26 protein-coding genes and 2 pseudogenes are annotated in these 25,373 nt (G+C 70.9%); 18 read left to right on the plus strand and 10 right to left on the minus strand.

Going from position 1 to position 25,373, the window contains the following annotated elements; translation table 11 throughout:
- Window positions 1-17: 17 nt before the first annotated feature.
- Complete coding sequence (locus ORG17_RS14510) at window positions 18-5,957, plus strand: Ig-like domain-containing protein (RefSeq protein WP_301601476.1); 5,940 nt, start codon at window positions 18-20, stop codon at window positions 5,955-5,957.
- A gap of 95 nt (window positions 5,958-6,052) precedes the next feature.
- On the opposite strand, the gene ORG17_RS14515 is transcribed toward ORG17_RS14510, so the two are convergent.
- Window positions 6,053-7,246: a RimK family alpha-L-glutamate ligase gene (locus ORG17_RS14515; RefSeq protein WP_214527273.1), complete on the minus strand. Its 1,194-nt coding sequence runs from the start codon at window positions 7,244-7,246 to the stop codon at window positions 6,053-6,055.
- Between the two features lie 87 nt (window positions 7,247-7,333).
- On the opposite strand from ORG17_RS14515, the gene ORG17_RS14520 reads away from it, so the two are divergent.
- Window positions 7,334-7,816 (plus strand): ATP-dependent zinc protease family protein, encoded by a 483-nt coding sequence (locus tag ORG17_RS14520; RefSeq protein WP_027465989.1) that lies wholly within the window; start codon window positions 7,334-7,336, stop codon window positions 7,814-7,816.
- A gap of 118 nt (window positions 7,817-7,934) precedes the next feature.
- On the opposite strand, the gene ORG17_RS14525 is transcribed toward ORG17_RS14520, so the two are convergent.
- Entirely contained in the window at window positions 7,935-8,828 is an 894-nt protein-coding gene (locus ORG17_RS14525) for an alpha/beta hydrolase (RefSeq protein WP_214527275.1), read from the minus strand.
- Window positions 8,825-9,412, minus strand: a complete 588-nt coding sequence (locus ORG17_RS14530) for a TetR/AcrR family transcriptional regulator (protein WP_214527277.1) — start codon at window positions 9,410-9,412, stop codon at window positions 8,825-8,827. Before ORG17_RS14530 ends, ORG17_RS14525 begins: the two co-directional genes overlap by 4 nt.
- A gap of 62 nt (window positions 9,413-9,474) precedes the next feature.
- Between ORG17_RS14530 and ORG17_RS14535 the strand changes: the two genes are divergently transcribed.
- Window positions 9,475-10,677, plus strand: coding sequence for an MFS transporter (locus ORG17_RS14535; RefSeq protein ID WP_214527279.1), 1,203 nt, complete (start codon window positions 9,475-9,477; stop codon window positions 10,675-10,677).
- Here ORG17_RS14535 and ORG17_RS14540 read toward each other — a convergent pair.
- On the minus strand, window positions 10,583-10,915 hold the full coding sequence (locus ORG17_RS14540; RefSeq protein ID WP_214527281.1) for a YciI family protein: 333 nt from the start codon (window positions 10,913-10,915) through the stop codon (window positions 10,583-10,585). The two genes, ORG17_RS14535 and ORG17_RS14540, sit on opposite strands and share 95 nt — an antisense overlap.
- A gap of 126 nt (window positions 10,916-11,041) precedes the next feature.
- On the opposite strand from ORG17_RS14540, the gene ORG17_RS14545 reads away from it, so the two are divergent.
- The 6 genes from ORG17_RS14545 (at window position 11,042) to ORG17_RS14570 (ending at window position 15,922) form a co-directional block, all read left to right on the plus strand.
- Window positions 11,042-11,452: a hypothetical protein gene (locus ORG17_RS14545; protein WP_214527283.1), complete on the plus strand. Its 411-nt coding sequence runs from the start codon at window positions 11,042-11,044 to the stop codon at window positions 11,450-11,452.
- Window positions 11,449-11,757 (plus strand): transcriptional regulator, encoded by a 309-nt coding sequence (locus tag ORG17_RS14550; protein ID WP_214527284.1) that lies wholly within the window; start codon window positions 11,449-11,451, stop codon window positions 11,755-11,757. The genes ORG17_RS14545 and ORG17_RS14550 overlap by 4 nt, the downstream gene beginning before the upstream one ends.
- A 110-nt stretch (window positions 11,758-11,867) precedes the next feature.
- Entirely contained in the window at window positions 11,868-13,142 is a 1,275-nt protein-coding gene (locus tag ORG17_RS14555) for a sensor histidine kinase (RefSeq protein WP_214527286.1), read from the plus strand.
- Window positions 13,124-13,822 (plus strand): response regulator, encoded by a 699-nt coding sequence (locus tag ORG17_RS14560; RefSeq protein WP_214527287.1) that lies wholly within the window; start codon window positions 13,124-13,126, stop codon window positions 13,820-13,822. Before ORG17_RS14555 ends, ORG17_RS14560 begins: the two co-directional genes overlap by 19 nt.
- Before the next feature lie 145 nt (window positions 13,823-13,967).
- Window positions 13,968-14,849 (plus strand): ABC transporter ATP-binding protein, encoded by an 882-nt coding sequence (locus tag ORG17_RS14565; RefSeq protein ID WP_214527288.1) that lies wholly within the window; start codon window positions 13,968-13,970, stop codon window positions 14,847-14,849.
- A complete protein-coding gene (locus tag ORG17_RS14570; protein WP_111224220.1) occupies window positions 14,846-15,922 on the plus strand; it encodes an ABC transporter permease in 1,077 nt (358 codons plus the stop codon). Before ORG17_RS14565 ends, ORG17_RS14570 begins: the two co-directional genes overlap by 4 nt.
- 79 nt (window positions 15,923-16,001) lie before the next feature.
- Here the strand turns inward: ORG17_RS14570 and ORG17_RS14575 are convergent, their stop codons facing one another.
- The 3 genes from ORG17_RS14575 to ORG17_RS14585 form a co-directional block, all read right to left on the minus strand.
- Window positions 16,002-16,232 (minus strand): helix-turn-helix domain-containing protein, encoded by a 231-nt coding sequence (locus ORG17_RS14575; protein ID WP_214524099.1) that lies wholly within the window; start codon window positions 16,230-16,232, stop codon window positions 16,002-16,004.
- Window positions 16,232-16,843 (minus strand): hypothetical protein, encoded by a 612-nt coding sequence (locus ORG17_RS14580; protein ID WP_071245068.1) that lies wholly within the window; start codon window positions 16,841-16,843, stop codon window positions 16,232-16,234. Before ORG17_RS14580 ends, ORG17_RS14575 begins: the two co-directional genes overlap by 1 nt.
- 77 nt (window positions 16,844-16,920) lie before the next feature.
- Window positions 16,921-17,952: a YeiH family protein gene (locus tag ORG17_RS14585; protein WP_214527289.1), complete on the minus strand. Its 1,032-nt coding sequence runs from the start codon at window positions 17,950-17,952 to the stop codon at window positions 16,921-16,923.
- Between the two features lie 9 nt (window positions 17,953-17,961).
- On the opposite strand from ORG17_RS14585, the gene ORG17_RS14590 reads away from it, so the two are divergent.
- The 5 genes and pseudogenes from ORG17_RS14590 to ORG17_RS14610 all read left to right on the plus strand — a co-directional run.
- Window positions 17,962-18,675: a hypothetical protein gene (locus tag ORG17_RS14590; protein ID WP_214527290.1), complete on the plus strand. Its 714-nt coding sequence runs from the start codon at window positions 17,962-17,964 to the stop codon at window positions 18,673-18,675.
- Between the two features lie 92 nt (window positions 18,676-18,767).
- Window positions 18,768-19,598 (plus strand): alpha/beta hydrolase, encoded by an 831-nt coding sequence (locus tag ORG17_RS14595; RefSeq protein WP_214527291.1) that lies wholly within the window; start codon window positions 18,768-18,770, stop codon window positions 19,596-19,598.
- 146 nt (window positions 19,599-19,744) lie between these two features.
- Complete coding sequence (locus ORG17_RS14600; RefSeq protein ID WP_214527292.1) at window positions 19,745-20,089, plus strand: hypothetical protein; 345 nt, start codon at window positions 19,745-19,747, stop codon at window positions 20,087-20,089.
- 65 nt (window positions 20,090-20,154) lie between these two features.
- Window positions 20,155-20,277, plus strand: a pseudogene (locus ORG17_RS14605) (DivIVA domain-containing protein); the annotation flags it as partial.
- Window positions 20,260-20,409 (plus strand): annotated as a pseudogene (locus tag ORG17_RS14610) (DivIVA domain-containing protein); the annotation flags it as partial. The pseudogenes ORG17_RS14605 and ORG17_RS14610, both read left to right, overlap by 18 nt.
- A gap of 99 nt (window positions 20,410-20,508) precedes the next feature.
- Here ORG17_RS14610 and ORG17_RS14615 read toward each other — a convergent pair.
- Together ORG17_RS14615 and ORG17_RS14620 are read right to left on the minus strand one after the other, a co-directional pair.
- Window positions 20,509-21,873 (minus strand): MFS transporter, encoded by a 1,365-nt coding sequence (locus tag ORG17_RS14615; protein ID WP_071245075.1) that lies wholly within the window; start codon window positions 21,871-21,873, stop codon window positions 20,509-20,511.
- Window positions 21,874-22,090: 217 nt separating this feature from the next.
- Entirely contained in the window at window positions 22,091-22,261 is a 171-nt protein-coding gene (locus ORG17_RS14620; protein ID WP_164941189.1) for a hypothetical protein, read from the minus strand.
- 169 nt (window positions 22,262-22,430) lie between these two features.
- On the opposite strand from ORG17_RS14620, the gene ORG17_RS14625 reads away from it, so the two are divergent.
- From ORG17_RS14625 to ORG17_RS14640, 4 genes are all read left to right on the plus strand, one after another.
- The gene (locus ORG17_RS14625) at window positions 22,431-23,192 is read left to right on the plus strand and encodes a LamB/YcsF family protein (protein ID WP_027465977.1); all 762 of its coding nucleotides are present in this window, start codon (window positions 22,431-22,433) and stop codon (window positions 23,190-23,192) included.
- Complete coding sequence (locus ORG17_RS14630) at window positions 23,189-23,821, plus strand: 5-oxoprolinase subunit B family protein (RefSeq protein ID WP_214527293.1); 633 nt, start codon at window positions 23,189-23,191, stop codon at window positions 23,819-23,821. Before ORG17_RS14625 ends, ORG17_RS14630 begins: the two co-directional genes overlap by 4 nt.
- Window positions 23,818-24,702: a 5-oxoprolinase subunit C family protein gene (locus ORG17_RS14635; RefSeq protein ID WP_214527295.1), complete on the plus strand. Its 885-nt coding sequence runs from the start codon at window positions 23,818-23,820 to the stop codon at window positions 24,700-24,702. Before ORG17_RS14630 ends, ORG17_RS14635 begins: the two co-directional genes overlap by 4 nt.
- 63 nt (window positions 24,703-24,765) lie before the next feature.
- Entirely contained in the window at window positions 24,766-25,068 is a 303-nt protein-coding gene (locus ORG17_RS14640) for a putative quinol monooxygenase (RefSeq protein WP_214527297.1), read from the plus strand.
- 69 nt (window positions 25,069-25,137) lie between these two features.
- Here ORG17_RS14640 and ORG17_RS14645 read toward each other — a convergent pair whose 3' ends face one another.
- Window positions 25,138-25,320 carry a hypothetical protein gene (locus ORG17_RS14645; protein WP_027465973.1) on the minus strand — a complete coding sequence of 61 codons (183 nt, stop codon included), beginning with the start codon at window positions 25,318-25,320 and terminating at the stop codon, window positions 25,138-25,140.
- Between the last annotated feature and the right edge of the window lie 53 nt (window positions 25,321-25,373).

Consider the following 25,373-nt stretch of genomic DNA (forward strand, 5'->3'; position numbering starts at 1 on the left):
TTCGATCGGAGCCCCGAATGCCCCCGCTCAGCAAGTCCACCTCTGCCGCAGCCCTCCTGCTGGCCTTCGCGCCGTTGGCGGTGCCGGACATGGCCGCCGCGACGACCGTCACGACGGCACCCGCGCCGACCGAGGAGCGAGCCGACGCGTCCGTGGAGCCGGAGGCTCCGGGCGCGGGCGAGGGCGAGTCGCCTGTCGACAGTGGCGCACCTGTCGAGCCCGAGGCACCCGCGGACACCGCGGCCCCGGTCGACGCCGACCCCGCCACGAAGCCGGAGCCGGCCCCGGCGCCGAGCACCGCGCCCGCCCCGACCCCCACGCCCGAGGCACAGCCCACGACCGACGAGGTCACGCCGAACGAGACGCCGATCAACGTCTACGTCCAGGGCGCGACGGACGCGATCGGCCAGCCGGGACAGCGGTTCGAGACGTCGATCTTCAACGTCAAGAACTCGAGTGGCTTCACGATCCCGAGCCGCTCGCTCGACTTCCACTGGACCATCACCGGCCCTGCGACCTTCACACGCGGACGACCGCCGTTCAGCGTGGCGAACTCGGGCACGGCGAACGTCGCGAACTGCACGTTCACGTCTCCCACGCAGACCGACTGCCTCGGAGCGAATCCCCAGCCGCTCAACACCGGAGGAGCGAACTTCAACCACATCCGGGTGCCGATCACCGTCGACGCTTCGGCGCTGCCGGGCGACGTCGTCACGGTGCACGGCTCGTTCGCCCCGAACGCCGCCACCGACTACGTCAACACGAACGAGCAGACGACATCGACGTGGAAGGTCACCATCCCGCTGACCTCCGCCGTCATCGACGAGCCGACCGCAGCAGTCGGACCGAAGCCGACCATCACCGGCCAGGGCGTCCCCGGCGGCACCGTCGACGTGACCGTCGGTGACCGGGCACCGGTGAACGTCCGTGTGGGTGACGACGGCACCTGGTCGCTCCCCGTCACCGAGGCGTTGTCGGACGGGTCGGTCACCGTCACCGCCGTACAGCACCGCAACGGCTTCACCGCCGAACCGACCACGGCGACCCTCGACGTCGACGCCACCGCCCCCGATGTCCCCATCGTCGACGACCCCGGCACCCTCGACGACCCGACCGGACCCATCACCGGTACAGCCGACCCGGGCTCCATCGTCATCGTCCGGGACCGTGACGGCAACGAACTCGGCCGCGACCGCGCGAACGAGGACGGCGACTTCTCCGTCCGTCTCGACGCGCCGCTGCCGGAGGGCGCGACCGATCTCGTGGTCGTCGCCGCCGATGCGGTCGGCAACGAGTCCGGCCCGGCGACCGCGACCGCGGTCGTCCCGGACACCACAGCGCCTGATGCTCCGGTCGTCGAGCGCCAGGACCTCGCGACCCCGACCGGTCCGGTGGTCGGAACCGCCGAGCCCGGCTCCATCGTCATCATCCGTGACCAGGACGGCAACGAGATCGGGCGGGGCGAAGCCAACGACGACGGCGACTTCTCGGTCGAGCTGAACGAGCCGCTGACCAAGGGCGACCACGGCCTGGAGGTCGTCGCGCAGGACGACGCCGGCAACGAGTCGGCTCCCTCGCCCGTGACCGTCACCGCACCCGACGTCACCGCACCCGACGCACCGATCAGCACGACCCCCGAGTTCCTCGCCGACGGCACCGGCCCCTTCACCGGGTCGGCCGAACCCGGTTCGACGGTGATCGTGCGGGACGCCGACGGCAACGAACTCGGCCGTGCCGAGGCCCGCGACGACGGGCAGTTCACCATCGTGCTCGACGAGCCGCTCGACGACGGCGCGCACGACCTCGAGCTCGTCGCGCAGGACGAGGCCGGCAACGTCTCGTCCCCGACGCCGGTCACGGTGGACGTGGACGACGACGCTCCGAACGCACCGATCGTCACCGGTCCGACCGACCTGGCTGACGGCAAGGGCCCGATCACCGGGACCGCCGAGCCGGGCTCCACGGTCATCGTCCGTGACGAGGACGGCAACCAGATCGGCCGCGGTGAGGCCAACGACGACGGCGACTTCTCCATCGAGTTGGACGACCCCCTCGACGATGGCGAGCACCACCTCGAACTGATCGCACAGGACGACGCCGGCAACATCTCGACCCCCACCCCGGTCACCATCGACGTCGACACCGAAGCACCCGACGCACCCGTCGTCACCAGCCCGTCCGACCTGAGCGATGGCAAGGGACCGATCACGGGTACCGCGGAGCCGGGCTCGACCGTGATCATCCGCGACGAGGACAGCAACGAGCTCGGCCGCGGTGAGGCCAACGACGACGGCGACTTCTCCATCGAGCTGGACGAACCGCTGACCGACGGCGAGCACAAGCTCGAACTCGTCGCTGCAGACAAGGCCGGCAACGAATCCGACCCGACCGACACCACGGTCGACGTCGACACCGAAGCACCGACAGCACCCGTCGTCACAAGCCCCAGCGATCTCGCTGACGGCAAGGGTCCCATCAGCGGCACCGCCGAGCCCGGCTCCACGGTGATCATCCGTGACGAAGACGGCAACGAACTCGGCCGCGGCGAGGCCAACGACGATGGGGACTTCTCCATCGAACTCGATGTGCCCCTCGACGACGGCGAGCACAAGCTGGAACTCGTCGCCCAGGACGACGCCGGCAACACCTCCGAGGAAACGAAGACCACGGTCGACGTCGACACCGAAGCACCGACAGCACCGGTCGTGACCAGCCCCAGCGATCTCGACAACGGCAAGGGCCCGATCAGCGGGACCGCGGAACCCGGCTCGATCGTGATCATCCGCGACGAGGAGGGCAACGAGATCGGCCGCGGCAAAGCCAACGACGACGGCGACTTCTCGATCGAGCTGGACGAGCCCCTCGACGACGGCGAGCACAAGCTCGAGCTCGTCGCTGAAGACAAAGCCGGCAACGAATCTGGCCCGACCGACACCACGGTCGATGTCGACACCGAAGCCCCCATTGCCCCGGTCGTCACCAGCCCCTCTGACCTCGCTGACGGCAAGGGCCCCATCACCGGCACAGCGGAACCCGGCTCCACGGTCATCGTCCGTGACGAGGACGGTAACGAGATCGGCCGCGGTGAGGCCAACGATGACGGCGACTTCTCGATCGAGCTGGACGAGCCGCTCAACGACGGCGAGCACAAGCTGGAACTCGTCGCTGCAGACAAGGCCGGCAACACCTCTAACCCGACCGACACCACGGTCGATGTCGACACCGAAGCACCCACGGCACCGGTCGTGACCAGCCCCAAGGACCTCGACAACGGCAACGGTCCGATCAGCGGAACCGCGGAACCCGGCTCGACCGTGATCATCCGCGACGAGGACGGCAACGAGATCGGCAGGGGCGAAGCCAACGACGACGGCGACTTCTCCATCGAGCTCGACGGGCCCCTCGATGACGGCGAGCACAAGCTCGAACTCATCGCCCAGGACGACGCCGGCAATACCTCCGAGGAAACGAAGACCACGGTTGACGTCGACACGAAGGCACCGACCGCGCCGGTCGTGACCAGCCCCTCTGACCTCGCTGACGGCAAGGGCCCGATCACCGGGACCGCCGAGCCCGGCTCGACCGTGATCATCCGCGACGAGGACGGCAACGAGCTCGGCCGCGGCGAAGCCAACGACGACGGCGACTTCAGCATCAAGCTGGACGAGCCGCTCAACGACGGCGAGCACAAGCTCGAACTGATCGCCCAGGACAAGGCCGGCAACACCTCGGAGGAAACGAAGACCACCGTCGACGTCGACACCGAAGCGCCCACGGCCCCGGTCGTGACCAGCCCCAGCGACCTCGACAATGGCAAGGGCCCGATCACCGGCACCGCCGAGCCGGGCTCCACTGTGATCATCCGTGACGAGGACGGCAACGAACTCGGCCGCGGCGAAGCCAACGACGACGGCGACTTCAGCATCGAACTGGACGAACCCCTCGACGACGGCGAGCACAAGCTCGAACTGATCGCTGAAGACAAGGCGGGCAACACCTCCGAAGAGACGAAGGCCACGGTCGACGTCGACACCGAAGCACCCACGGCACCGGTCGTCACCAGCCCGTCCGACCTGAGCGACGGCAAGGGCCCCATCACCGGGACCGCCGAACCCGGCTCCACCGTGATCATCCGCGACGAGGACGGCAACGAGCTCGGCCGCGGCGAAGCCAACGACGACGGCGACTTCAGCATCGAGCTCGATGAGCCCCTTGATGACGGCGAGCACAAACTCGAACTCGTCGCGCAGGACAAGGCCGGTAATACCTCCGAAGAGACGAAGACCACGGTCGACGTCGACACCGAAGCACCCACGGCACCGGTCGTCACCAGCCCGTCCGACCTCACCGATGGCAAGGGACCCATCACGGGGACCGCTGAGCCTGGTGCCACGGTGATCATTCGTGACGAGGACGGCAACGAGATCGGCCGCGGCGACGCCAACGACGACGGCGACTTCTCCATCGTCCTCGACGAGCCGCTCACCGATGGCGACCACAAGCTCGAACTGGTCGCGCAGGACAAGGCCGGCAACGCCTCCGAGGAGACGAAGACCACGGTCGACGTCGACACGAAGGCACCGACCGCACCTGTCGTCACCAGCCCGTCCGACCTCGCTGACGGCAAGGGCCCGATCACCGGGACCGCGGAACCCGGCTCCACCGCGATCATCCGCGACGAAGACGGCAACGAACTCGGCCGCGGCGAAGCCAACGACGACGGCGACTTCAGCATCGAGCTCGACGAACCGCTCGACGATGGCGAGCACAAGCTCGAACTCATCGCCCAGGACAAGGCCGGCAACGAATCCGACCCGACCGACACCACGGTTGATGTCGACACCGAAGCCCCCACGGCACCGGTCGTGACCAGCCCCAGCGATCTCGACAACGGCAAGGGCCCGATCAGCGGCACCGCCGATCCCGGCTCGATCGTGATCATCCGCGACGAGGACGGCAACGAGATCGGCCGTGGCGAGGCCAACGACGACGGCGACTTCGCCATCGAGTTGGACGAGCCCCTCGACGACGGCGAGCACCAGCTCGAACTCATCGCCCAGGACGACGCCGGCAACGAGTCCAACCCGACCGACACCACGGTCGACGTCGACACCGAAGCGCCCACGGCACCAGTCGTCACCAGCCCGTCCGACCTCGCTGACGGCAAGGGCCCCATCACCGGGACCGCCGAGCCCGGCTCCACCGTCATCATCCGCGACGAGGACGGCAACGAACTCGGCCGCGACACCGCGGACGAGAACGGCGACTTCGAGATCGTCCTCGACGAGCCGCTCACGGACGGGGCGCACGACCTCGAACTGATCGCGCAGGACAAGGTCGGCAACGAGTCCGACCCGACGAAGACCACCGTCGACGTCGACACCGAGGCCCCGGCGGCACCCGTCCTCGAGGCGTTCGACGACATCGTCGACGGCACCGGCATCGTCCGGGGCTCCGCCGAGCCCGGCTCGACGGTCGTCATCCGCGACACCGACGGCCGCGAGATCGGACGCGGGACAGCGGACTCCGACGGGCGGTTCGCCTTCCGGACGACGGTTCCCCTGGAGCCGGGAGCACACCTGCTGTCGGTCGTCGCCGTGGACCGCTTCGGTCACGTCTCACCGGGCTCGAGCATGCTCGTCACGCTCGTCCCCGAGAGCGAAGGCGATGACGATGGCGATGCCGAGAACGACCACGGGGCCGGAACGGGAATCGCGTTCCCGGTGATCGTGACCCCGGGCACGGGCACGCAGCTCGGCACGACCGACGATCGCACCGCACCCGCTCCGGAGACCGACGGAGCCAGCACCACCGGCACCGCCACCACCAACCGTGAGCTCGCCTTCACCGGCGTCGAGCTCGGCGGCTGGCTCGCCGCCGCGCTGACCGCGCTCGGGCTCGGCGCCGTCCTGCGCCTGCTCGCGCGCCGACGCCAAGGCGACGTGCGCGGCGACTGAGCCCCGGACTGCGGACTGGAGGCCCGGATCACGCACCCGACGAGGGGACGCGATCCGGGCCTCCCGGCTGTCACGGCGCTGCAGCGCCCGAGCGCTCAGCCCTCGGTCTGCAACGGCTCCTTCGGCAGCTTCCGCACCTTCGCGCGCCGTTTGCGGCGCTCCGGGATCATCGACCGCATCTCCTCGAGCTTGCCGAAGCAGAGCAGGCGGTCCCCCGGCTCGAGGGCGACGCCACTGCGCGGGTTCGGGATGACGTTCGAGCCGCGGTGCAGCGTGAGGACCGTGATGTCACGGTCCCAGAGCCCGGACTCCTTGATCGTCTTGCCGACCAGGTCGGCGTTGGTGTGCACGAGGAGCTCGGCGACGCCGTAGCCGGTCGAGACGGACAGCCGCTGGCGGACGTCGATCTCGGGGAACGAGACCTGGTTCGCGATGAAGTCGACGATCGCACCGGCGATGTCGAGGCCGGTGGCACGCTCGACGCCCTCGAGTCCTGGCGAGGAGTTGACCTCCATCACGAGGGGCCCGTCGTTGCCCTCGAGCATGTCGACGCCGGCGACCTTGAGGCCCATGATCTGCGCCGAGCGCACGGCCACCGCCTCGTACTCGGGCGAGAGCGTGACCTTCTCGACGGTGCCGCCGCGGTGCACGTTCGAGCGGAACTCGTCACCCGACGCGGTCCGGCGCATCGCCGCCACGACCCGGTCACCGACGACGAGGGCCCGGATGTCACGACCGCGGCTCTCGGCGATGAACCGCTGGATCAGGACGTTCTGCTTGGTGGAGTGCAGCGTCTCGACGATCGACTCGGCCACCTTCGCCTCGGGTGCCAGGATCACACCGATGCCCTGCGTGCCCTCGAGGAGCTTGATGACGACGGGCGCGCCACCGACCCGTTCGATCGCCCCGCGCACGTCGTTGCGGCCGGCCACGAAGGTCGTCGCCGGCATGCCGATGTCGTGCCGCGACAGGATCTGGTTCGCCCGGAGCTTGTCGCGCGAGTTCGTGATGCCGTTCGCCGTGTTCGGCGTGTAGACGTCCATCTGCTCGAACTGGCGCACGACGGCGGTGCCGTAGTAGGTGATCGAGTTGCCGATGCGCGGCAGCACCGCGTCGTAGTCGCTCAGCAGCTTGCCGCGGTAGAGCAGGTCCGGGTCGTCGCCGGACAGGTCGATCGCGAAGCGCAGGGTGTTGAGCACCTTGACCTCGTGACCGCGGTCGAGTGCCGCTGCGCGGAGGCGCTGGGTCGAGTACGCCTGGGGCGCGCGCGACAGGATGGCGAGTTTCATCGAGGGGTTCTCCGCTGGGTCGGATCGACGGCGACGCTCCATCAAAGCATGCGGACGTGGCCACGGAGCATGCGACAGGATGGGCACATGGCCCGAGCTCCGAAGTCCTCCGACAGCGGGCTCGTCGTCGCCGGGTGGCGGGAGTGGGCGGGACTGCCGGACCTCGGCGTGCCGTGGATCAAGGTGAAGCTCGACACCGGCGCCCGGAGCTCCGCGTTGCACGCCTTCGACCTCGAGGAACTGCCCGGCGAGCGGGTCCGGTTCTCGCTGCACCCCTGGCAGGACACCGATGCCGACGCCTCCACCATCGAGTGCGACGTGCACGACCGCCGCATCGTCCGCAGCTCGACCGGACACACCCAGGAGCGCATCGTCGTCCGCACGCGGATCGCGTTGGCCGGGCAGGTCGTCGAGTCCGAGGTCACCTTGAGCAACCGGGACCAGATGGGGTTCCGGATGCTCGTCGGGCGCGAGGCGCTCCGGCAGGGCTTCCTCGTCGATCCTGCACGGTCCTTCATGGCCGGGCGGGCTCCGAAGGAGATCCGGCGCCGCAACCGCGGTCGCGCCTGAGCGCGCCTGGTCACGCGGCACGGGCCGTTGCGGTGACCGGTCGACGGCCTGGAGGCGCGGTGCGGGGCCGCCACGGGCCTCCCGTCCGCCTCGACGCGCGGCCAGGGCGCGGGCCCGGTCAGTGACCGAGGTGGCGGCCGAGGAAGGCGAGCTGCTGCGGCGCCAGGCGGCGCCAGTAGCCGTGCGTGTGGGCGCCGGGTGCGAAGCCTCCGGCCGGAGGCGAGTCGAAGCCGTCGACGTAGGTGTGCACCGCTGGCGCGAACCCGTCACCGTTGCCGCAGTCGACGCGGACGGCGACACCGTCCAGGGCGCGCTGCCGCCCGAGGACGGTGTTCGCGCGGAAGTCCGCGGCATCGTCGAAGGCGCCGCGAGCGGTGTCGGCGGCCGACTTCCAGAGCGCGGGGCTGATGGCCGAGACGGCCCGGACGCGCGAGGCGCCGAGGACTCCGCCGAGCCGGAGGGCGCCGAAGCCACCCATCGAGTAGCCGGTCAGGGCGAGGCGGTCCGTGTCGAAGCCGCGGCGGGCGATCAGGGGCAGGAACTCGTCGACGACCATCGCGGCGGGGTCGTCCCCGTCGGCTCGTGGGTGCCAGTAGCGGTTGCCGCCGTCGATCGAGGCGATCGCGAACGGGGCTCCGCCGTCGGCGACGTGCGCTGCGAGGAACCGGTCGTAGCCCAGGCTCCGCCCGAAGAACGAGGTGTGGTCGTCGCCGTAGCCGTGCAGGGCGACCGCCACGGGCAAGGGGGTGTCGGATGCCGGAGCCGCGATCGTCCACCCGACGGTGCGGCCGTTCCGAGCGGTCGAGACGAAGGTGCCGGAGGCGGTGGGGACCGCCTCGACGTCGGGGACCGTGCCGTCGGTGCCGTCCAGACCGAGGACCCGGTACAGGGTCGAGCGTCCGGGCAGCAGGCCGAGGTTGATCCCCTCGGCCACGGCTCCCGCGGCGACGACGCCCGTGCCACCGATCAGCAGGGAGCGGCGGGTGATCGTGGCAGCCCGCGATCGGGTCATGTGGTGGGCGCCGTTCCGTCTGGGGTGTGTTCCCGGATGAGGGACGCGGCGACGGACCGTGCCGTCGTCGTGTCGAGCGCGGGGTCGCGCAACCGCATCGCAAGGTAACCGGAGACGATGAGGAGCAGCTGGTCGGCGAGGACCTCGGCACGGGGACCGACCACCGGCACCGCCCGTGCCATGAGCCGCCGGCGCAGGGTGGTGGTCTCGAGGTCCAGGACCTGCCGGACCTCGGCGGGGGCGTCGGCGTACTCGGCGGCGGTGCCGAGGAAGGCGCACCAACGGGAGCCCGTGGGCGTCGAGCGGTAGTCGTCGAGGGCGTCGAACACCGCCAGGAGTCGGCCCAGGTCGTCCCGTTCGGCGGAGACCGCACGGTCCCAGGTGGCGATCCAGTCCTCGTGGCGACGGGTGAGGGCCGCGGCGACCAGGGACTCCTTGCTCGCGTAGCCGCGGTACAGGGTGGCCGTCGAGACCCCGGCCCGTTCGAGGACGGCGTCGATCGGGGTGGCGGCGATGCCCTGTGAGAAGAAGAGCTCCTCGGCGGCGTCGAGCAGCCGTTGCTCGGTCCCTGGGCGCATCACCATGAGAGCACCCTAGGCTCTGAAAAGTGAAACGATCGTTTTCGTTACGACATCGACTGCTCCTGGTGAGCGGACTCGGCCTGATCGCCGCCACCTACGGCCTGGTGCGCCTGGCGTACGGGCTGTTCCTGCCCGACGTGCAGCGGGACCTGGGGCTCCGGGCAGACGCCGCCGGGTGGGTCTCATCGGGTGCCTCGGCGCTGTACTGCGTCGGTGCGGTGGCCGGGTTCCTGCTCGCCGCACGGATGCCCCGCGTGCTCGTCTCGGTCGCGACCCTGGTGGCGGGAGCCGGTGCGATCGCCATGGCGACGGCCGGCGGGGCGCCGGCGTTCGGCATCAGCGCCGTGGTCGCGTCGGCGGGCGCCGGACTCGCGTCGCCCGCCCTCGTGCGGATCGTCGCGGCGCAGGTGCCCCAGGCGCTGCAGGGCCGCGCGCAGGCGATCGTGAACGCCGGCACCGGCCCCGGGCTCGTGGGCGCCGGCGCGCTCGCACTCGTGCTGCTGCCCGACTGGCGGACGGCCTGGGCGGTGTCCGGGGTGTTCGCCCTGGCCATCGGAGCGCTGCTGCTCGTGGTGTCCCGCGGCGGGACTGCCGCGTCCCGGTCACCGCTGCCCGGCGCTCCCTGGTTCGCGGCGCACCGAGGGGTGCTCGTGCTGGCGCTGCTGTTCGGGGCGGGGTCCGCCGTCGTCTGGACCTACGGACGTTCGGCGCTGGTGGAGGCCGGCGCGTCGGTCGTCGTCTCGGTGTCGGCATGGATCGCGCTCGGGATCGGCGGAGCGGCCGTCGTGGTCACCGCGCGTTGGACGAACGGACTGCGCGCCCGGACGCTCTGGGCGGTCACGGCGGGGTCGGTCGCCGTCGCCGTCGTGGTGCTGGGGGCAGCTCCGCAGTCGACGGTCGCGGCACTGCTGGCGTGTGCCGTGTTCGGCTGGGGCTACACGGCGGCGACCGGGGCGCTGATCGCGTGGACGACCGAGATCGATGCCGAGCGGTCGTCGGCCGGCACGTCGATGCTGTTCGTCGCACTCGTGCTCGGGCAGGCCGTCGGCGCTGCGGCTGCCGGAGCGCTCGTCGGTGCGATCGGGTTCGTCGCGACGTTCGTGGTCGGGGCTGGCGTGACCGCGGCGAGCGCCGTCCCCGCGGTGGCCCGTCGGCCGGGTGGGGTCCGCGCTGTCAGAGCAGCGGGCGGAGCTCGATCTTCCGGTTGCACGCCTGCGACGCCTGGTGCGCCACCCGGGCAGCCGTCTCGGCGTCCGGGAGGTCCATGACCCAGAACCCGGCGACGTACTCGTCGGGGTCGGGCCGGTTCGTCGTGTCGACCGCGCCCCCGCGGGCGTCGACCACGGTGGCGTTTGCCGGTGCGGAGACCCCGGCGGCGAACACGATCGCGTCGGCCATCCGTTCGTTGAAGGCATCGACCGCGGCGGCTTCGGCGTCGGTCGCGGAGTACGTGTTGCCGACGGCGGCGGCCTGACCGTCGTCGATGACGTTGACGAGGAACTGCATGGCGTCTCCCCTGCTCGTTGGCGGGAGGCTACTCCTGCCGTGCACCGACGGACGCGTTCGGCGTGAAGCTGCTGTTCCCCTGGGACATCCGCAGAAGCGGTCCTGTGACGTTTACCATCTGTGAACATGAACACTCCCACTCGAGAAGCTGCAGTCGGGACTCGGCTCAGGCGAGGGCACGGCTGGCAGACACCGGTGTTCCTCTGCAGTGCTGCCGTGGTCGCGTGCTTCGTGTTCGTGGCCGAAGGGCTGGACGGCCCACGACTCCCCGTCCTCGCGATCGCCGCGGTCGTCGTCATCGTGCTCTGGCTCGTCGCGAGCACTCGGCGGGTCATCCCCCGCGGAGGCAACCGACTGATGACCGTCGCCTGGATCGCAACAGGTGTCCTCTACGTCCTCGCCGTCGCTCCGCTCGATGCCGCGCTGCTCCGAGGACTCGACGGGTCAGCGTCGCTGGTGGCGTGGGGAGCGACCGCGCTCGTCGTTGCAGCTCCGCTCGTCGTGGCGGCGGTGCAGGCTCGGCCGCGGCGTCGATGACGAGCGGCACCCACCCTCGGCACGAACTCGACGACCGGATCCACTCGCCGGTGAGGTTCTCCCTGCTCGCTCTGCTCCGGACGGTGGACGAAGCGGAGTTCGGCGTCGTCCGGGACGCACTCGAGGTCAGCGACTCAACGCTGTCCCAAGCGGCGGCGACTCTGCGAGAGGCGGGTTTCCTCCGCATCCGCAGACTTCGCGTGGGGAGGAGCACGAGGAGCTGGCTCGCCCTCACCGACGCAGGACGACATGCGTTCGAGCGGCACTTCGCCGTCATCCGGGCGATCGCCGAGCCCGCCCGGTGACCGCCGCCCGGTGAAACGAGCGAACGCCGGCAGTCGAGCGTCGTGGCGATGACCGCGAGCGTCGGCCGATGATGACGACATCGCACCGGGATTCCGCTAGCGTTTCGGGGGTGGGGACGACGGCGGAGTGGTCGCGACTGCCGGTGGGGCGGCACGAGTACCGGCAGGACACGGTGCTCGCCGTGGTGCTGGCCGGCGGGCTCGCCGTCACGACGTTCCTGTACGGGTCGGCCGGTACGTACGGTGACGACCAGGCCGAGTGGTGGGTGTCCGCGCTGATGATCGTCGCGAACGCGGCCCCGATCGCGTTCCGCCGACGGTTCCCGATGTCGGTGGCCCTGGTGTCGGCGGTGGCGTTCGCCGCGACGCAGCTGCTCCAGGTGCCCGAGGTCTTCCTCGTCAACTTCACGCTCTTCATCGCGCTGTACACGGTGGGTGCGTGGTGTTCCGACCGGGTGCGAGCCGAAGCGGTGCGCTGGGTCGTCATCGGCGGCATGTTCGCGTGGTTGTTCGTCGCGATCTCGTTCGGGTGGGCGTCACCGAACGCTCTGCCGAACGACACTGACTCCCCTGTGGCGCCCTACGTCGCGATCTCGCTGCTCAACATCGTCATCAACGTGATCTACTTCGGCGCCGCCTGGTACGCCGGCAACCGCGCCTGGGCCTCCGCGGTCGCACGACACGAGCTCGCCGAACGCACCGCCGAACTCGCCGCCGAGCGGGAGCGGTCCGCGGCACAGGCCGTCACGATCGAGCGGGTGCGGATCGCCCGCGAGCTGCACGACGTCGTCGCCCACCACGTCTCGCTGATGGGCGTGCAGGCGGGTGCTGCACGGCGCGTGATCGACCGCGACCCCGCGCAGGCCACCGCCTCGCTCGGGGTGGTCGAGGAGAGCGCCCGCACCGCGGTGGAGGAACTCCGGCGGATGCTCGGCACCCTGCGCTCCGACGACGACGCGGACGGCCTGGGGGCGGCCGGTGGCGACGGCCCGAGCACCGAGGGCATCACCCGGATCGCCGAGCTGGCCCAGTCCGCCCGGGTGGCGGGCCACCCCGCCGAGTACGTCGTCGTGGGTGACGAGCGCCCGGTGCCGCCGACGGTGGCCGCGGTGGCGTACCGGATCGTGCAGGAAGCGGTGACGAACATCCTCAAGCACGCCGGCCCGACCGCCCGCGCCGACGTCCGGGTGCGGTACCTGGACGACGGCGTCGAGGTGGAGGTCACGGACGACGGGCTCGGTGCCCGTGCCGCCCGGAGCACCTCCGGCAGCGGACTCGGACACGTCGGGATGCGGGAACGCGTCGCCGCCGTGGACGGACGGATCGAGATCGGGCCACGAGCCCGAGGAGGCTACCTGGTGCGCGCATGGCTGCCGACGACCTGACCATCGTGCTGGCCGACGACCAGGAACTCGTCCGCGCCGGGTTCCGCGTGATCCTGGAGTCCGAGCCCGGGTTCCGGGTCGTGGGCGAAGCCGCGGACGGCGCCGGGGCGATCGAGGCCGTGCAGGAGCTCCGTCCCGACGTGGTCTGCCTCGACGTGCAGATGCCCGGTGTCGACGGGCTCGAGGCCGCGCGACGGATTGCGGCACTGCCGGACCCGCCGGCGGTGCTCATCCTCACGACGTTCGACAGCGACGACGCACTGTTCCAGGCGCTCGAGGCGGGAGCGAGCGGGTTCCTGCTGAAGAACGCCTCCCCCGAGCGGCTGATCGACGCGGTCCGGACCGTCGCAGCCGGGGACGCCCTGCTCGCGCCGGACGTCACACGCCGGGTGATCAGCCGGGCGACGGCGTCCGCTGCGGCCCAGCCCTCGGCGACCACCACGACCGCGACCCCTTCGACGACGGGCGAGGACGCGCTCGCCGCCGCCGGGCTCACCGAGCGGGAGACCGAGGTGCTGCGACTCCTCGCCCGAGGCCTGAGCAACGCGGAGATCGCCGCCGAGCTCTACGTCGGCGACGCCACCGTGAAGACCCACGTGTCGAACGTGCTGCAGAAGCTCGCACTGCGCGACCGGATCCAGGCCGTCGTCTGGGCGTTCGAGCACGGCGTCGCCGGCTGACCGAGCCGGGCCGACGCGCGTTCCTCCCCCACGCGGTGGAGCCGACCACCCACCCAAGTCCCGCCTGGCGGCGGAGGCGGGGCGTGCCTCCCGGCCAATAGCGTCGGTCGCAGCGACGACCAGCGTCGCGACGAAGGGGAACGACATGCTCACCATCGAAGGGGTGACCAAGCACTTCGGCGACCGCCGGGTGCTCGACGACGTGGGGTTCACGGTCGGCAGCGGCCGCCTCACCGGCTTCGTCGGCGGCAACGGTGCCGGCAAGACCACCACCATGCGCATCATGCTCGGCGTGCTCCAGGCCGACGCCGGCTCGGTCTCGATCGACGGCACCGCTGTCCGCCCCGCCGACCGCCGCCGCTTCGGCTACATGCCCGAGGAACGCGGCCTGTACCCGAAGATGCCGGTGGCCGAGCAGATCACCTACCTGGCCCGGTTGCACGGCGTCGACAAGCGCGGGGCGACGAACCGCACCGGCGAGCTGCTCGAACGCCTCGAACTCACCGCACACGCCGGCGATCCCGTCGAGAAGCTCTCGCTCGGCAACCAGCAGCGCGTGCAGATCGCCGCGGCGCTGGCACACGACCCTGAGGTGCTCGTGCTCGACGAGCCGTTCTCGGGCCTCGACCCGATGGCTGTCGACACCGTGCTCGGCGTCCTGCGCGAGACCGCGGCCCGGGGCGTCCCGGTGCTGTTCTCGAGCCACCAGCTCGACGTGGTCGAGCGGCTGTGCGACGACGTCGTCGTCATCGCCGGTGGCACGATCCGCGCCGCCGGTCCCCAGGAGGAGCTCCGCAAGCAGGCCGGTCCGGCCGCCTGGGAGCTGCTGGTCGACGGGGACGTCGCCTGGCTCCGCGACGAGCCGGGTGTGGCCGTACGGGAGTTCGACGGCGGGTACGCGGTCTTCGAGGCCGACGCCGCCACCGCCCAGCGCGTCCTGCAGCGTGCCGTCCAGCACGGCACCGTCGGGTCGTTCTCGCCGCGGGTGCCGCGGCTCAGTGAGGTCTTCCGGGAGGTCGTCCGATGAACAACTCCTTCGTGCAGGCCGTGCGGCTCGTCTCCGCACGTGAGATCCAGGCACGCATCCGCAGCAAGGCCTTCGTGGTCTCGGCGCTCATCCTGATCGGCATGGTCGTCGCGTCGATCGTCGTCGGCGGGATCGTGAGCAAGGCCACCGCCGACGACACCACCCCGGTCGCGGTCGTCGACGGCGTCTCGCTGCCGACCACCAGTGGGCTCGACGTCACGGAGTCGGCATCGGTCGACGACGCCGAACGGCTCGTGACCAAGGGCGACGTCGACGCGGCGATCGTGCCGTCGGACGACCCGCTCGGCTACAAGGTCGTCGGACTCGACGAGGCCCCGTCCGAGGTCGTCTCGGCGTTGAGCGTCACCCCGCGCATCGAGTTGCTCGACCCGGACGCACTGCCGGGTGGCCTCGTCTACCTCATCGCCATCGCGTTCGGCGTCGTGTACTTCGCGTCGGCGGTGACGTTCGGCCAGTCGATCGCGCAGAGCGTCGTCGAGGAGAAGTCGACCCGGGTGGTCGAGATCCTGATGTCCGCGATCCCGGCCCGAGCACTGCTCGCGGGCAAGGTCCTCGGCAACAGCATCATGGCCTTCGCCCAGATCGTCGCGGTGGCCGTCGCCGCCATCGTCACGTTGGCGGTGACCGGCCAGGACAACATGTTCGCGATGCTCGGCCCGAGCATCCTGTGGTTCATCGGCTTCTTCGCGATCGGGTTCGTGCTCCTGGCGTCGCTGTTCGCCGCGGCGGCCGTGTTGGTGTCCCGCCAGGAGGACGTCGGCAGCGTCACCACCCCGGTGATGATGCTCGTGATGATCCCGTACTTCCTGATCATCGTCGCGTACGACAACCCGACGATCCTCGGCATCATGTCGTACGTGCCGTTCAGCGCCCCGATCGGCATGCCCATGCGGATCTTCCTGGGGACCGCCGAGTGGTGGGAGCCGATCCTGTCGCTCGTCATCGTCGCCGCTTCGGTCGTCGCGGTCGTGGTCATCGGCGCCCGCGTCTACGAGAACGCCCTGCTCCGCACCGGCAGTCGCGTGAAGCTGTCGGAGGCGTTGCGCGGCTGACGCCGCCGGCCCGTCAGGTACGGCCAGGAGGCCCGCCCAGGGTGAGCAGATCAGCTCACATCGGGCGGGCCGTCCGTCGTCAGTCCGCGCGCACCGAGAAGACGTCGCCCGGCTGGCAGCCGAGCACCTCGCACAGTCGGGTGAGGGTGGAGAACCGGATCGCGCGAGCCCGGTTGTTCTTGAGCACCGAGAGGTTGACGACCGTCACACCGACGCGGTCGGCGAGCTCGGTCAGGGTCATCCCCCGCTCGGCGAGCAGGTCGTCGAGGTGACAGACGACCGCGTGGCCGTCCTCCTGTTCCGGGGGCATCAGACCAGCCCGGCCTGGTCCCGCACCATCCGCTGCGAGGCGGTGAGCGCGAACCGGAAGCAGACGACGACGAGCAGGCCGAGGTACACGGGCAGGAACTGGTGGTCCACCACCGGGGTGGGCAGGTACCCGTCCCAGCCGAGGCCCGACACCACCCAGTTCCACCCCATGCGGCGGACGAACGACGGCAGGAACCCGGCAGCCAGCACCGCGCCGGCGAGCCAGTCGAGGATCCGGGTGGTCGAACGGTCGAAGAGTCCGCCGCGCGAGATCTTCCAGGCCACCGCCGCGACCAGGGCGATGAGGGCGCTGACGAGCAGGACCTCCAGGGCGTCGCCGACGCGGATGTACCCGATCGCACCACCCGGCACGTCGGCGATCGGCGCCCGGAGCACGAGCTGGTCGGACGTCACGATCGCACCGCCCGGAGGCTGCGGGACGGCACTGGTCTCACGGATCCGGATCGGCACCGCCACCGTGCCCGAGGTGATCGAGTGGACGAGCAGGTCGACGTACCGCCACACGACGATCGCGATGCCGATCGCACACGAGACGACGTAGGCCAGGTAGGAGTTCCGCCCGCGGGGCGGTTCGTAGACGGGCGTGGTCATGGCTGCTTCCCCTGTCGATCATCGATACCATCGAATTTCGATGCAACGATAAACGATAGGTCCGGTGCCGGCAACCCCTACAGCAGACCGAAGGCCGCCTGCATGCCCAGGCTCGTCCCCGCCACCAGGACCCACAGCGCGATGCCGAGCAGCATCGGCCGGAACCCGGCACGGCGGAGCGCGGCGAAGTCCGTCGAGCAGCCGATCGCGGCGAGCGCCACCGTGATGAGGAACGAGGCGGCCGTCGCGAACCCCGGCGCCACGGACGCGGGCAGGACCCCGACGGTCCGGAGCAGCACCACCACGAGGAACCCGATCAGGAACCACGGAACCAACCGGAACACACGGAACCCGCGACCCGGCCCCGAGGCGGGGGCGTGCTGCTCGCGGGAGGCGCGGCGGGCCTCCAGTCCGGCCAGCCCGATGACGATCGGGATGATCATCAGGGTGCGCACCAGCTTCACGACGACCGCGGTGTCGGTCGCCTGGCGGCCGTAGACGGTCGCCGTGGCGACGACGGACGACGTGTCGTTCACGGCGGTGCCCGCGAAGACGCCGAAGGCGTGCTGGCTGAGGCCCAGGGCGTGCCCGAGCAGCGGGAAGGCGAAGACGGCCGCGATGTTGCAGAGGAAGATCGTCGACATGGCGTAGGCGACGTCCGCACTGACCGCGCCGATGACGGGTGTCACGGCGGCGATCGCCGAGGCGCCGCAGATGCCGGTCCCGACGCCGATCAGGGTGCGGAGTGCGCCCGAGACCCGGAGCAGTCGGCCGATCCCCCACGCGGCCACCAGGCAGACGACGAGCGTCGCGAGCATCACCGGCAGGGTCTCACCGCCGATGCGCAGGACCTCGCCGATGGACAGCTGCGCGCCGAGCAGGACCACCGCGAACTGCAGGACCCGGCTGGACGAGAACTTCACGCCGGGAGCCAGCGCGGCGAGTGTGCCACCGGTGCGACGCCGGACGATCCACCCCACGACGGCACCGATCAGGACGGCGGGGACGGGACCGCCGACCACCGGGACGACCCGGCCGACGAGGGTGGCGACGATGCCGATCGCCACGGCGAGGGCGACACCGGGTACGACGGCACGGACGGACTGCATGTGAACAGCATGTCGCGCCCGTGGACGATCGGTGACCGCGACGGGCAGGATGGCACGGTGGAGTACTCCGGGGAACGGTGGGTGCAGCGGCTGCGCGACGGGGAGATGCCGAAGCGCGGGCCGCTGCTGCTCGCGGCGGTCGTCACCACGGCGGTGGGGCTCGCCGCGCTCATCGCCGAGTTCGCGTTCCCGGACTTCCTGCGCGGCATCGACAGTGCCCGGACGCAGGGGTCGTTCGTGCTGTGGCCGATCGTGGTCACGGGGTTCGGGCTGCTGCTGGCCGTGTCGACGCTGTCCGCCGGGCGAGGTGACCGCCGGACGCTCGCGCGCATCGGAGCGAGGCGGGCACCCCGGTTCCACCTGCCCGTGCTGACATCCGGCCTGCGCACCTCCGACGACTTCCCGAAGCCCCGCCCCGAGGTCTGGACCGTCGACGAGTTCGGCCTGCACGCGTGGGCACCGTCACGGGACGCGCCGGTGTTCGACCTGCCGTGGGCGCGCATCCGGCGGTTCTCCGTCGCGACGAGGGAGTCCCGCGGCCAGCGTGCCGACTTCGGCGTCTGGATCACCACGACCGACGGTGACGACGTGGTCGTGCAGCCGCGGTCTGCCCTCGGGCGTGGGTTCGAGGCCGGACCGGACAAGCTCGACACCCTCGTGCGGGTCCTCCGCACGCTGCAGCGGGAACTCGGTGTGGCTTCCGCGCCAGCTGACCGTCACTGAGCGGGTGGGGTGTCGCCCGTCATCTCGACCCGGCCGGTCTCGTCGTTCCAGGTGAAGGTGACGGTAGTGCGGCGTGCTGCGACACTGCTCCCATGCGGGGGAAGCACCAGGACACGATCGACGTCGCCGATGAACGGATCGACGGACCACACGGGCCCGTCCCCATCAGGCGCTACCGACCGCTGGACCGGAGCGGCGGCACGGGAACCCCGACCCTGGTCTGGGTGCACGGCGGCGGCTTCTTCCGCGGCGACCTCGACCTGCCGGAGTCCGACGCCGTCGCACGCGCACTCGCCGAGCGCGGCCTGCCGGTCGTGACCGTCGACTACCGCCTCGGACCGCTGCCCGGACTGCCCTGGCTCGCCCGGCGTGGACCCCGTGGGCGACGGCGGGCACCCCACGCGCGGGACGAGATCGTCGCCGTCCTCCACCACCTGCACGACGAGGCGCCGTCCGGCCTGCTGCTCGGCGGGGCGAGCGCCGGTGCGTGCCTGGCGGCGTCCGCGGTCGCGACCGCCCCGCCGCTGGCCGGCCTCGTGCTGACCTACGGGTTCTTCCACGCCCGGCTCCCCCGTGACCGGGCGGTGCGGCGACTCGTCCGAGGGCACCGGCGTCTCACGCACGCGCCGCTGCTGCTCGACCTGAGCAACCGGGCGTACGCGGGCGGCCGCCCCACTGCGGTCTACCCGGCGTCCGACGACCTCGGCGGGTTCCCCCGCACCCTGTTGATCGACGCCGAGCAGGACGTGATGCGCGCCTCGGGCGAGCGCTTCGCGGACGAGCTCGAGGCCGCGGGCATCGAGGTCGAACGACACGTCCTGCCGGACAGCCGTCACGCGTTCCTCAACCGACCCGGCACGCGGGACTTCGACGACACGATCGAACGCATCGTGGACTGGGCCGACCGGACCCCCATCCACTGAACGCTCATCCATCTGCGAACGGCGGACATCCGGGAACGGCACGCCCATCGCGGACGTACTCTGGAAACGGAAGCAACGGCGGTTCCGAATCCCCTTCGCCACGCTCCCTGCCGTGGCGCCTCACCACCGTGACGAAGAGTTCCATCGTGACCGAACACCTCATCGAGTACGTCGCCCGCGACCGCACGGGCATCACCGCCGTCGTGACACCGACCGGTGTCATCGACGTGGACACCGTGATCCAGCACATCCGCGCCGGCCACGCCGGGTACTACGTGGCTGCCGACTCGTGGAAGCGCACGCCGGTCCGGAGCATGTCCTTCATCGGCGGGACCTACCTGTTCGCCAACTGGGACGGATCGAAGCGGAACATGTTGCACGACCTGGCGTTCCGCTCCCCGACCCGCTCGATCGAGACGCCCCACGAGCCGGAGTCGCGGTTCTCGCGGTTCCTCGACGCGCTGTTCGGCAGGCGCACACTGCAGCTCTGACCCCCGGCAACCCGCCCGTGACACCATGGCAGGGCCACGAGAGGCGCCAGCAGAAGGGGGAGGACATGCTCGCACGAGACGTTGCGGACAAGCGGTTCCGGCCGACGAAGTTCCGCGAGGGGTACGACCAGAGCGAGGTCGACGCGTTCCTCGACCGGATCCAGACCACCCTGGCCGGGTACGAGCAGCGACGCCCCGTCGACCCGCTCACACCGGAGCAGGTCGCAGCGGTCCGGTTCCAGCCGACGAAGTTCCGCGAGGGGTACGACCAGGGGCAGGTCGACGACTTCCTCGACGAGGTCGTCGTCGCACTGCGCCAGCACGGCGCCCGCTGAATCGGTCACCTGCGGTGGAGGTGACCGCCTGGAGGCGCGGCGTGCGTTGCGGACGCAGGTCGCGCCTCCAGGCGGTCGCGTCGGTCACCGGACCGACTTGATGGGCAGGATCACGAGGGCACCGAGGATGACGGCGACGCCGGCACCCCAGAGCATGAGCGTGTAGTTCTGGCCGCCTCCGATGCCGAGCAGGAACAGACCGACGGCGGGGGCGAGCGACTGCGGCAGGGCGTTCGCGATGTTGATGACACCGAGGTCCTTGCCGGGGCGCTCCGGGTCGGGCAGCACGTCGACGATCAGGGCGGTGTCGATGGCGGCGTAGATGCCGAAGGCGAAACCGAGGACGATCTCGGCGAAGTAGAACCCGCCGACGCTGTCGACGTGGGCCAGGATCACCAGGCCGACGGCGGTCATGGCCGTCGAACCCCAGACGAAGACCTTGCGACGCTGGATCCGGTCGGACACCCAGCCGGAGACGGCCGCACTGACGAGCAGGGCGATCGTGTACAGGAGCACACCGAACGCCACGGCGCCGACCGCTTCGGCCTGCGGGAGTCCGATGCGGTCCTGCATGTAGAGGAGTCGGTACGTCGTGAACATGAACGTGCCGAAGGTGATGAGGAAGCGGCCCCACCAGGCGAGCCCGAAGTCGCGGTGCTTGATCGGGTTCGTCCAGAACGAGCTGATCAGGTTGATCCAGCTGAAGGGCTTGACCGGCGTCGTCGGCAGGTCGTCACGGGCGACGAACGAGTAGACGAGGACCGCGATGATCGCCAGGACGCCCGGTGCGATGAACAGGACCGGCAGGTTGCCGACCAGGTACACGGCCAGGTAGAGCCCGGCCAGGATCGCGATGTTCTGGGCCAGGGCGATGACGCTCGACGCCTTGCCGCGCTGGAACTCCGGCACGTTGTCAGCGAAGCTCGCCGTGAGCGTGGACAGGACCGCGTTGGCGGAGACCTGCGCCAGCACCCAGGCCAGGGTGAGCTGGAGCACGTCGGGCGAGAACGCGAGCCAGGCGAGGGAACCGACGAAGACGACGACACCGCCGACCATCCAGGGGCGGCGACGGCCCCACCTCGTGCGGGTGCGGTCGGAGAGCGCGCCGAACAGGGGGTTGGCGAACAGGGCGCCGAGCGCGCCGAACGGCAGGACCGAGCCGACGACGGTCTCGGGGCTCGTCGGGTTCAGCTCCGTCGCCTTGATCGACATGCTCACGAAGACGGGCGTGAGCAGGGCGACGAACAGGCCGAACTGGGCGAAGCTGAGGCCCCAGAGGTAGCCGCGGCCCACCCGGACGGTGCTGACGGACTGCGTGATGCCCTCGACCGAGAACGCTCGGGACGCCGCGGCGTCCGTGGCGGTGGCTCCGGCGGCTGCGGTGACCGCTGGGGACGCGGTCCCGGCGATGCCCCGCGTGGGTTCTTCCTTCGACGTCGGTGTCGACATGACTCCTCCTTGAGTCACAGGGGGCTTCGGCGCCCGCTGAATCCCTAGTGCTGCTAGGTGATCGGGACTGTAGCACCGGAAACCTCGTGCCGGAAGGTTTTGTGACGCATGTTTCGTCGGGCGCGGACGGATGCGTGGCGACGCAGAACGACACCGCCGTTGTCGGAGGACAACGACGGTGTCGTTCTGCATCGACCCGCAGGCCGGAAAGGAGCCGCTAGTGCTCGCCGTCCTCTTCCGGGTTGAAGTGCGAGTCGTCACCCGTGTGGCCCGCGGCCAGGCCGTCGGGGTTGTTCGGGATGGTGTTGTCGTCGCCGAGGCCGCCCGGCTTCTCGGTGCCCTCGGAGTCGTTCTTCGGGGCGTCGTGCGTGTTGTCACTGTCGGTCATGAGCTGCTCCAGTGCAGAGATCGATCCGGCAGCACTGCCGCCGGTGGTACTGAGGACTCGGACAGTACGTGGCGCACCTCGGAAACCGCCGTCCACCCGGAGGCAACGGATGACAGGGACCGGGACGATCGGTAGATTGTTCAACAACCCGCGAGGACAGGGAGCACCCGTGACCACGATCGACCTGAACAGCGACCTGGGCGAGGGCTTCGGCGCCTGGGCCATGGGCGACGACGCCGCGATGCTCGACGTCGTCTCGAGCGCCAACGTCGCGTGCGGGTTCCACGCCGGCGACCCGACGATCATGCTCACCACCGCCCGCGCCGCCGCCGAGCGTGGTGTGGCGGTCGGGGCACACGTGGCCTACCGCGACCTGATCGGGTTCGGCCGCCGACCCGTGCACGTCACCCCCGACGAGCTGTACGCCGACGTCGTCCACCAGCTCGGCGCGATGGCCGCCACGGCGCACGTCGCCGGCACGGCCGTCACCTACGTCAAGCCCCACGGCGCCCTGTACAACACCGCCTGCGCGGACCCGGTGCAGGCCGAGGCCGTCGTCCGTGCCGTGGCCGACGTCGACCCGTCCCTCGCGGTGCTCGCGCTGCCCGGGTCGGAGCTGCTGCTGGCGGCCGAGCGGCACGGGCTCCGCGCGGTGAGCGAGTCCTTCGCCGACCGTGCTTACGAACCCGACGGCTCGCTGGTGTCAAGGAAGCAGCCGGGGTCGGTGCTGCACGACCCGGACGAGGTCGCAGCCCGGGTGCTCCGCATGGTCACCGACGGCGTCGCGACCGCCGTCGACGGGTCCGAGATCGCCGTGCGTGCCGACTCGGTCTGCGTCCACGGCGACTCCCCGGACGCGGTCGCGATGGCCCGTGCCATCCGAGCGCTGCTGACCGAGCACGGCGTGACGATCGCGCCCTTCGCACCGTGACTGGTCCGGAGGTCCGCTCCGCGGGCGGCACCGCACTCCTCGCCACGTTCGACTCCCTCGCCGACGTCGTCGCCTTCCGCGCCGGGCTCGCGCAGGCCGCCCTGCCGGGGCTGACCGAGGTCGTCTCCGGCGCCCGGACACTGCTGCTCCGGTTCGACCCGACCACGACGGACGCCGGGCGGCTCCGCACCGAGCTCACGCAGGTCAGCCCGGTCAGCGCCACGCTCGAAGCGCACGAGGCCGACCCGCTCGTCATCCCCGTCACCTACGACGGCGAGGACCTCGACACCGTCACCGAGCTGACCGGCATGGGGCGGGACGAGCTCGTGGCGTGGCACACCGGGCAGCTCTGGACGAGCGCGTTCTGCGGCTTCGCACCCGGCTTCAGCTACCTCACCGGCAGTGATCGGCCGCTCGACCTACCCCGCCGCAGCACCGCCCGCACGGCCGTCCCGAGCGGGGCCGTCGCGGTGGCCGGCGAGTTCAGCGCCGTCTACCCGAGGACCTCGCCCGGCGGCTGGCAGCTCATCGGCCGCACCGACGTCCCGATGTGGTCGCTCGACCGCACGCCCCCGGCGCTCGCCCCCGCCGGCACGCTCGTCCGCTTCGTCGTGGCGGGTGCGGCATGACCGCGCTGACCGTCGTGCAGGTCGGCTACGGCGCGACCACGCAGGACCTCGGGCGCCCGGGCTTCAGCGACATGGGCCTCGGCGCGGCCGGAGCAGCCGACCGCGGCTCCGCGGCGCTCGCCAACCGGCTGGTCGGCAACCGTCCCGACGCGGCCGTCCTGGAGGCCCTGCTCGGCTCCGTCACGCTGCGCGCCGACGCGTACGTGGTCGCGGCCACCACCGGCGCGGCCTGCCCCGTCGAGGTCGAGCGGGCGGACGGGTCGGTCCGCGGGGCGGCCTCACACGAGGTGCTGCTGCTGGCTCCGGGCGACACGCTCCGGATCGGCACCGCGACCGTCGGCCTGCGCGCCTACGTCGCGGTCCTCGGGGGCTTCGCGGTCGACCCGGTGCTCGGCAGTCGCTCGTGGGACTCCCTCGCGCGCCTCGGTCCGCCGCCGCTGTCCGCCGGTGACGTCCTGCCCGTCGGTGACGCCCGGGTGTCGTGGCCGATCGTCGACGCGGTGCCGCAGCCCGAGCCACGGTGGCCCGACGAGCCGGTCGTGCTCGACGTTGTGCCCGGACCGCGCGACGACTGGTTCACCCCGGAGTGGCGTGCGACCTTGACCGGTCAGGACTTCTCCGTCAGTGCGGACAGCGACCGCGTGGGGGTCCGCACCACGGCCGAGACGCCGCTCACCCGCTCCGTGGCACGCGAGCTGCCGAGCGAGGGCGTGGAGACCGGTTCACTGCAGGTGCCGCCCGAGGGCTTCCCCGTGCTGTTCCTCGCCGACCACCCGGTGACCGGCGGCTACCCGGTCGTCGCGGTCCTGACACCGTCGTCGATCGACCTCGCTGCGCAACTCCGTCCGGGCGATCCGCTCCGGTTCCGCATCGTCGACTGACCGACCCGGAACAAGCGCAGGGGGTCAGGGGTTGGCTTGGACACCGCTGACGAAAGGTTCCCCATGTCGATGACCGTCCTGCTCGAGGTCCAGTTCCAGAGTGATGCCCCCGACGACGCACTCCAGGGTGCGATCCGCGAGACGCTCGAACAGACCGCGTCGTTCCACGGCCTGGAGTCGCTCGAGGTCCTGGTCGACGACGAGGACCCGGCGCGCATGGTCGTCGTCGAGTCGTGGACGACCGCGGAGGACCACGACACCTACGTGGCCTGGCGTGCGACGCCGGAGGGCGCTCCGGCGATGGCACCGTTCCTCGCCGCCACTCCGGTCACCCGCACCTTCGCGCGGACCCTGCCGCTCGACTGAGCGGATACCGACACCGAAGCTGACGCCAACGCCGGTGCTGACGCCGCGGCACGACGCCGGCGCGATCGCTCAGATCGTGTCGTCGTCGGTGTCGAGCGGCACCGGTCGGTCGTCGTCCGGGAGCAGTTCGTCGTCCGCGTCGTCGACCACCGGCAGGTCGTCGGGGTCGAGCACGGTCGGCTCCGGTTCGTAGTCGGTCTCCTGCGCCTCGCGGAAGTCGTCGAGGGTCTCGTCGTCCTTCGGATCGCTCATGGCCCCGAAGGTACCTCCGGATCCTCGACGTGTCCGGAGACGACCAGCGCTCC

Source organism: Curtobacterium flaccumfaciens pv. betae, assembly GCF_026241855.1.
Classification (GTDB): Bacteria; Actinomycetota; Actinomycetes; order Actinomycetales; family Microbacteriaceae; genus Curtobacterium; species Curtobacterium flaccumfaciens.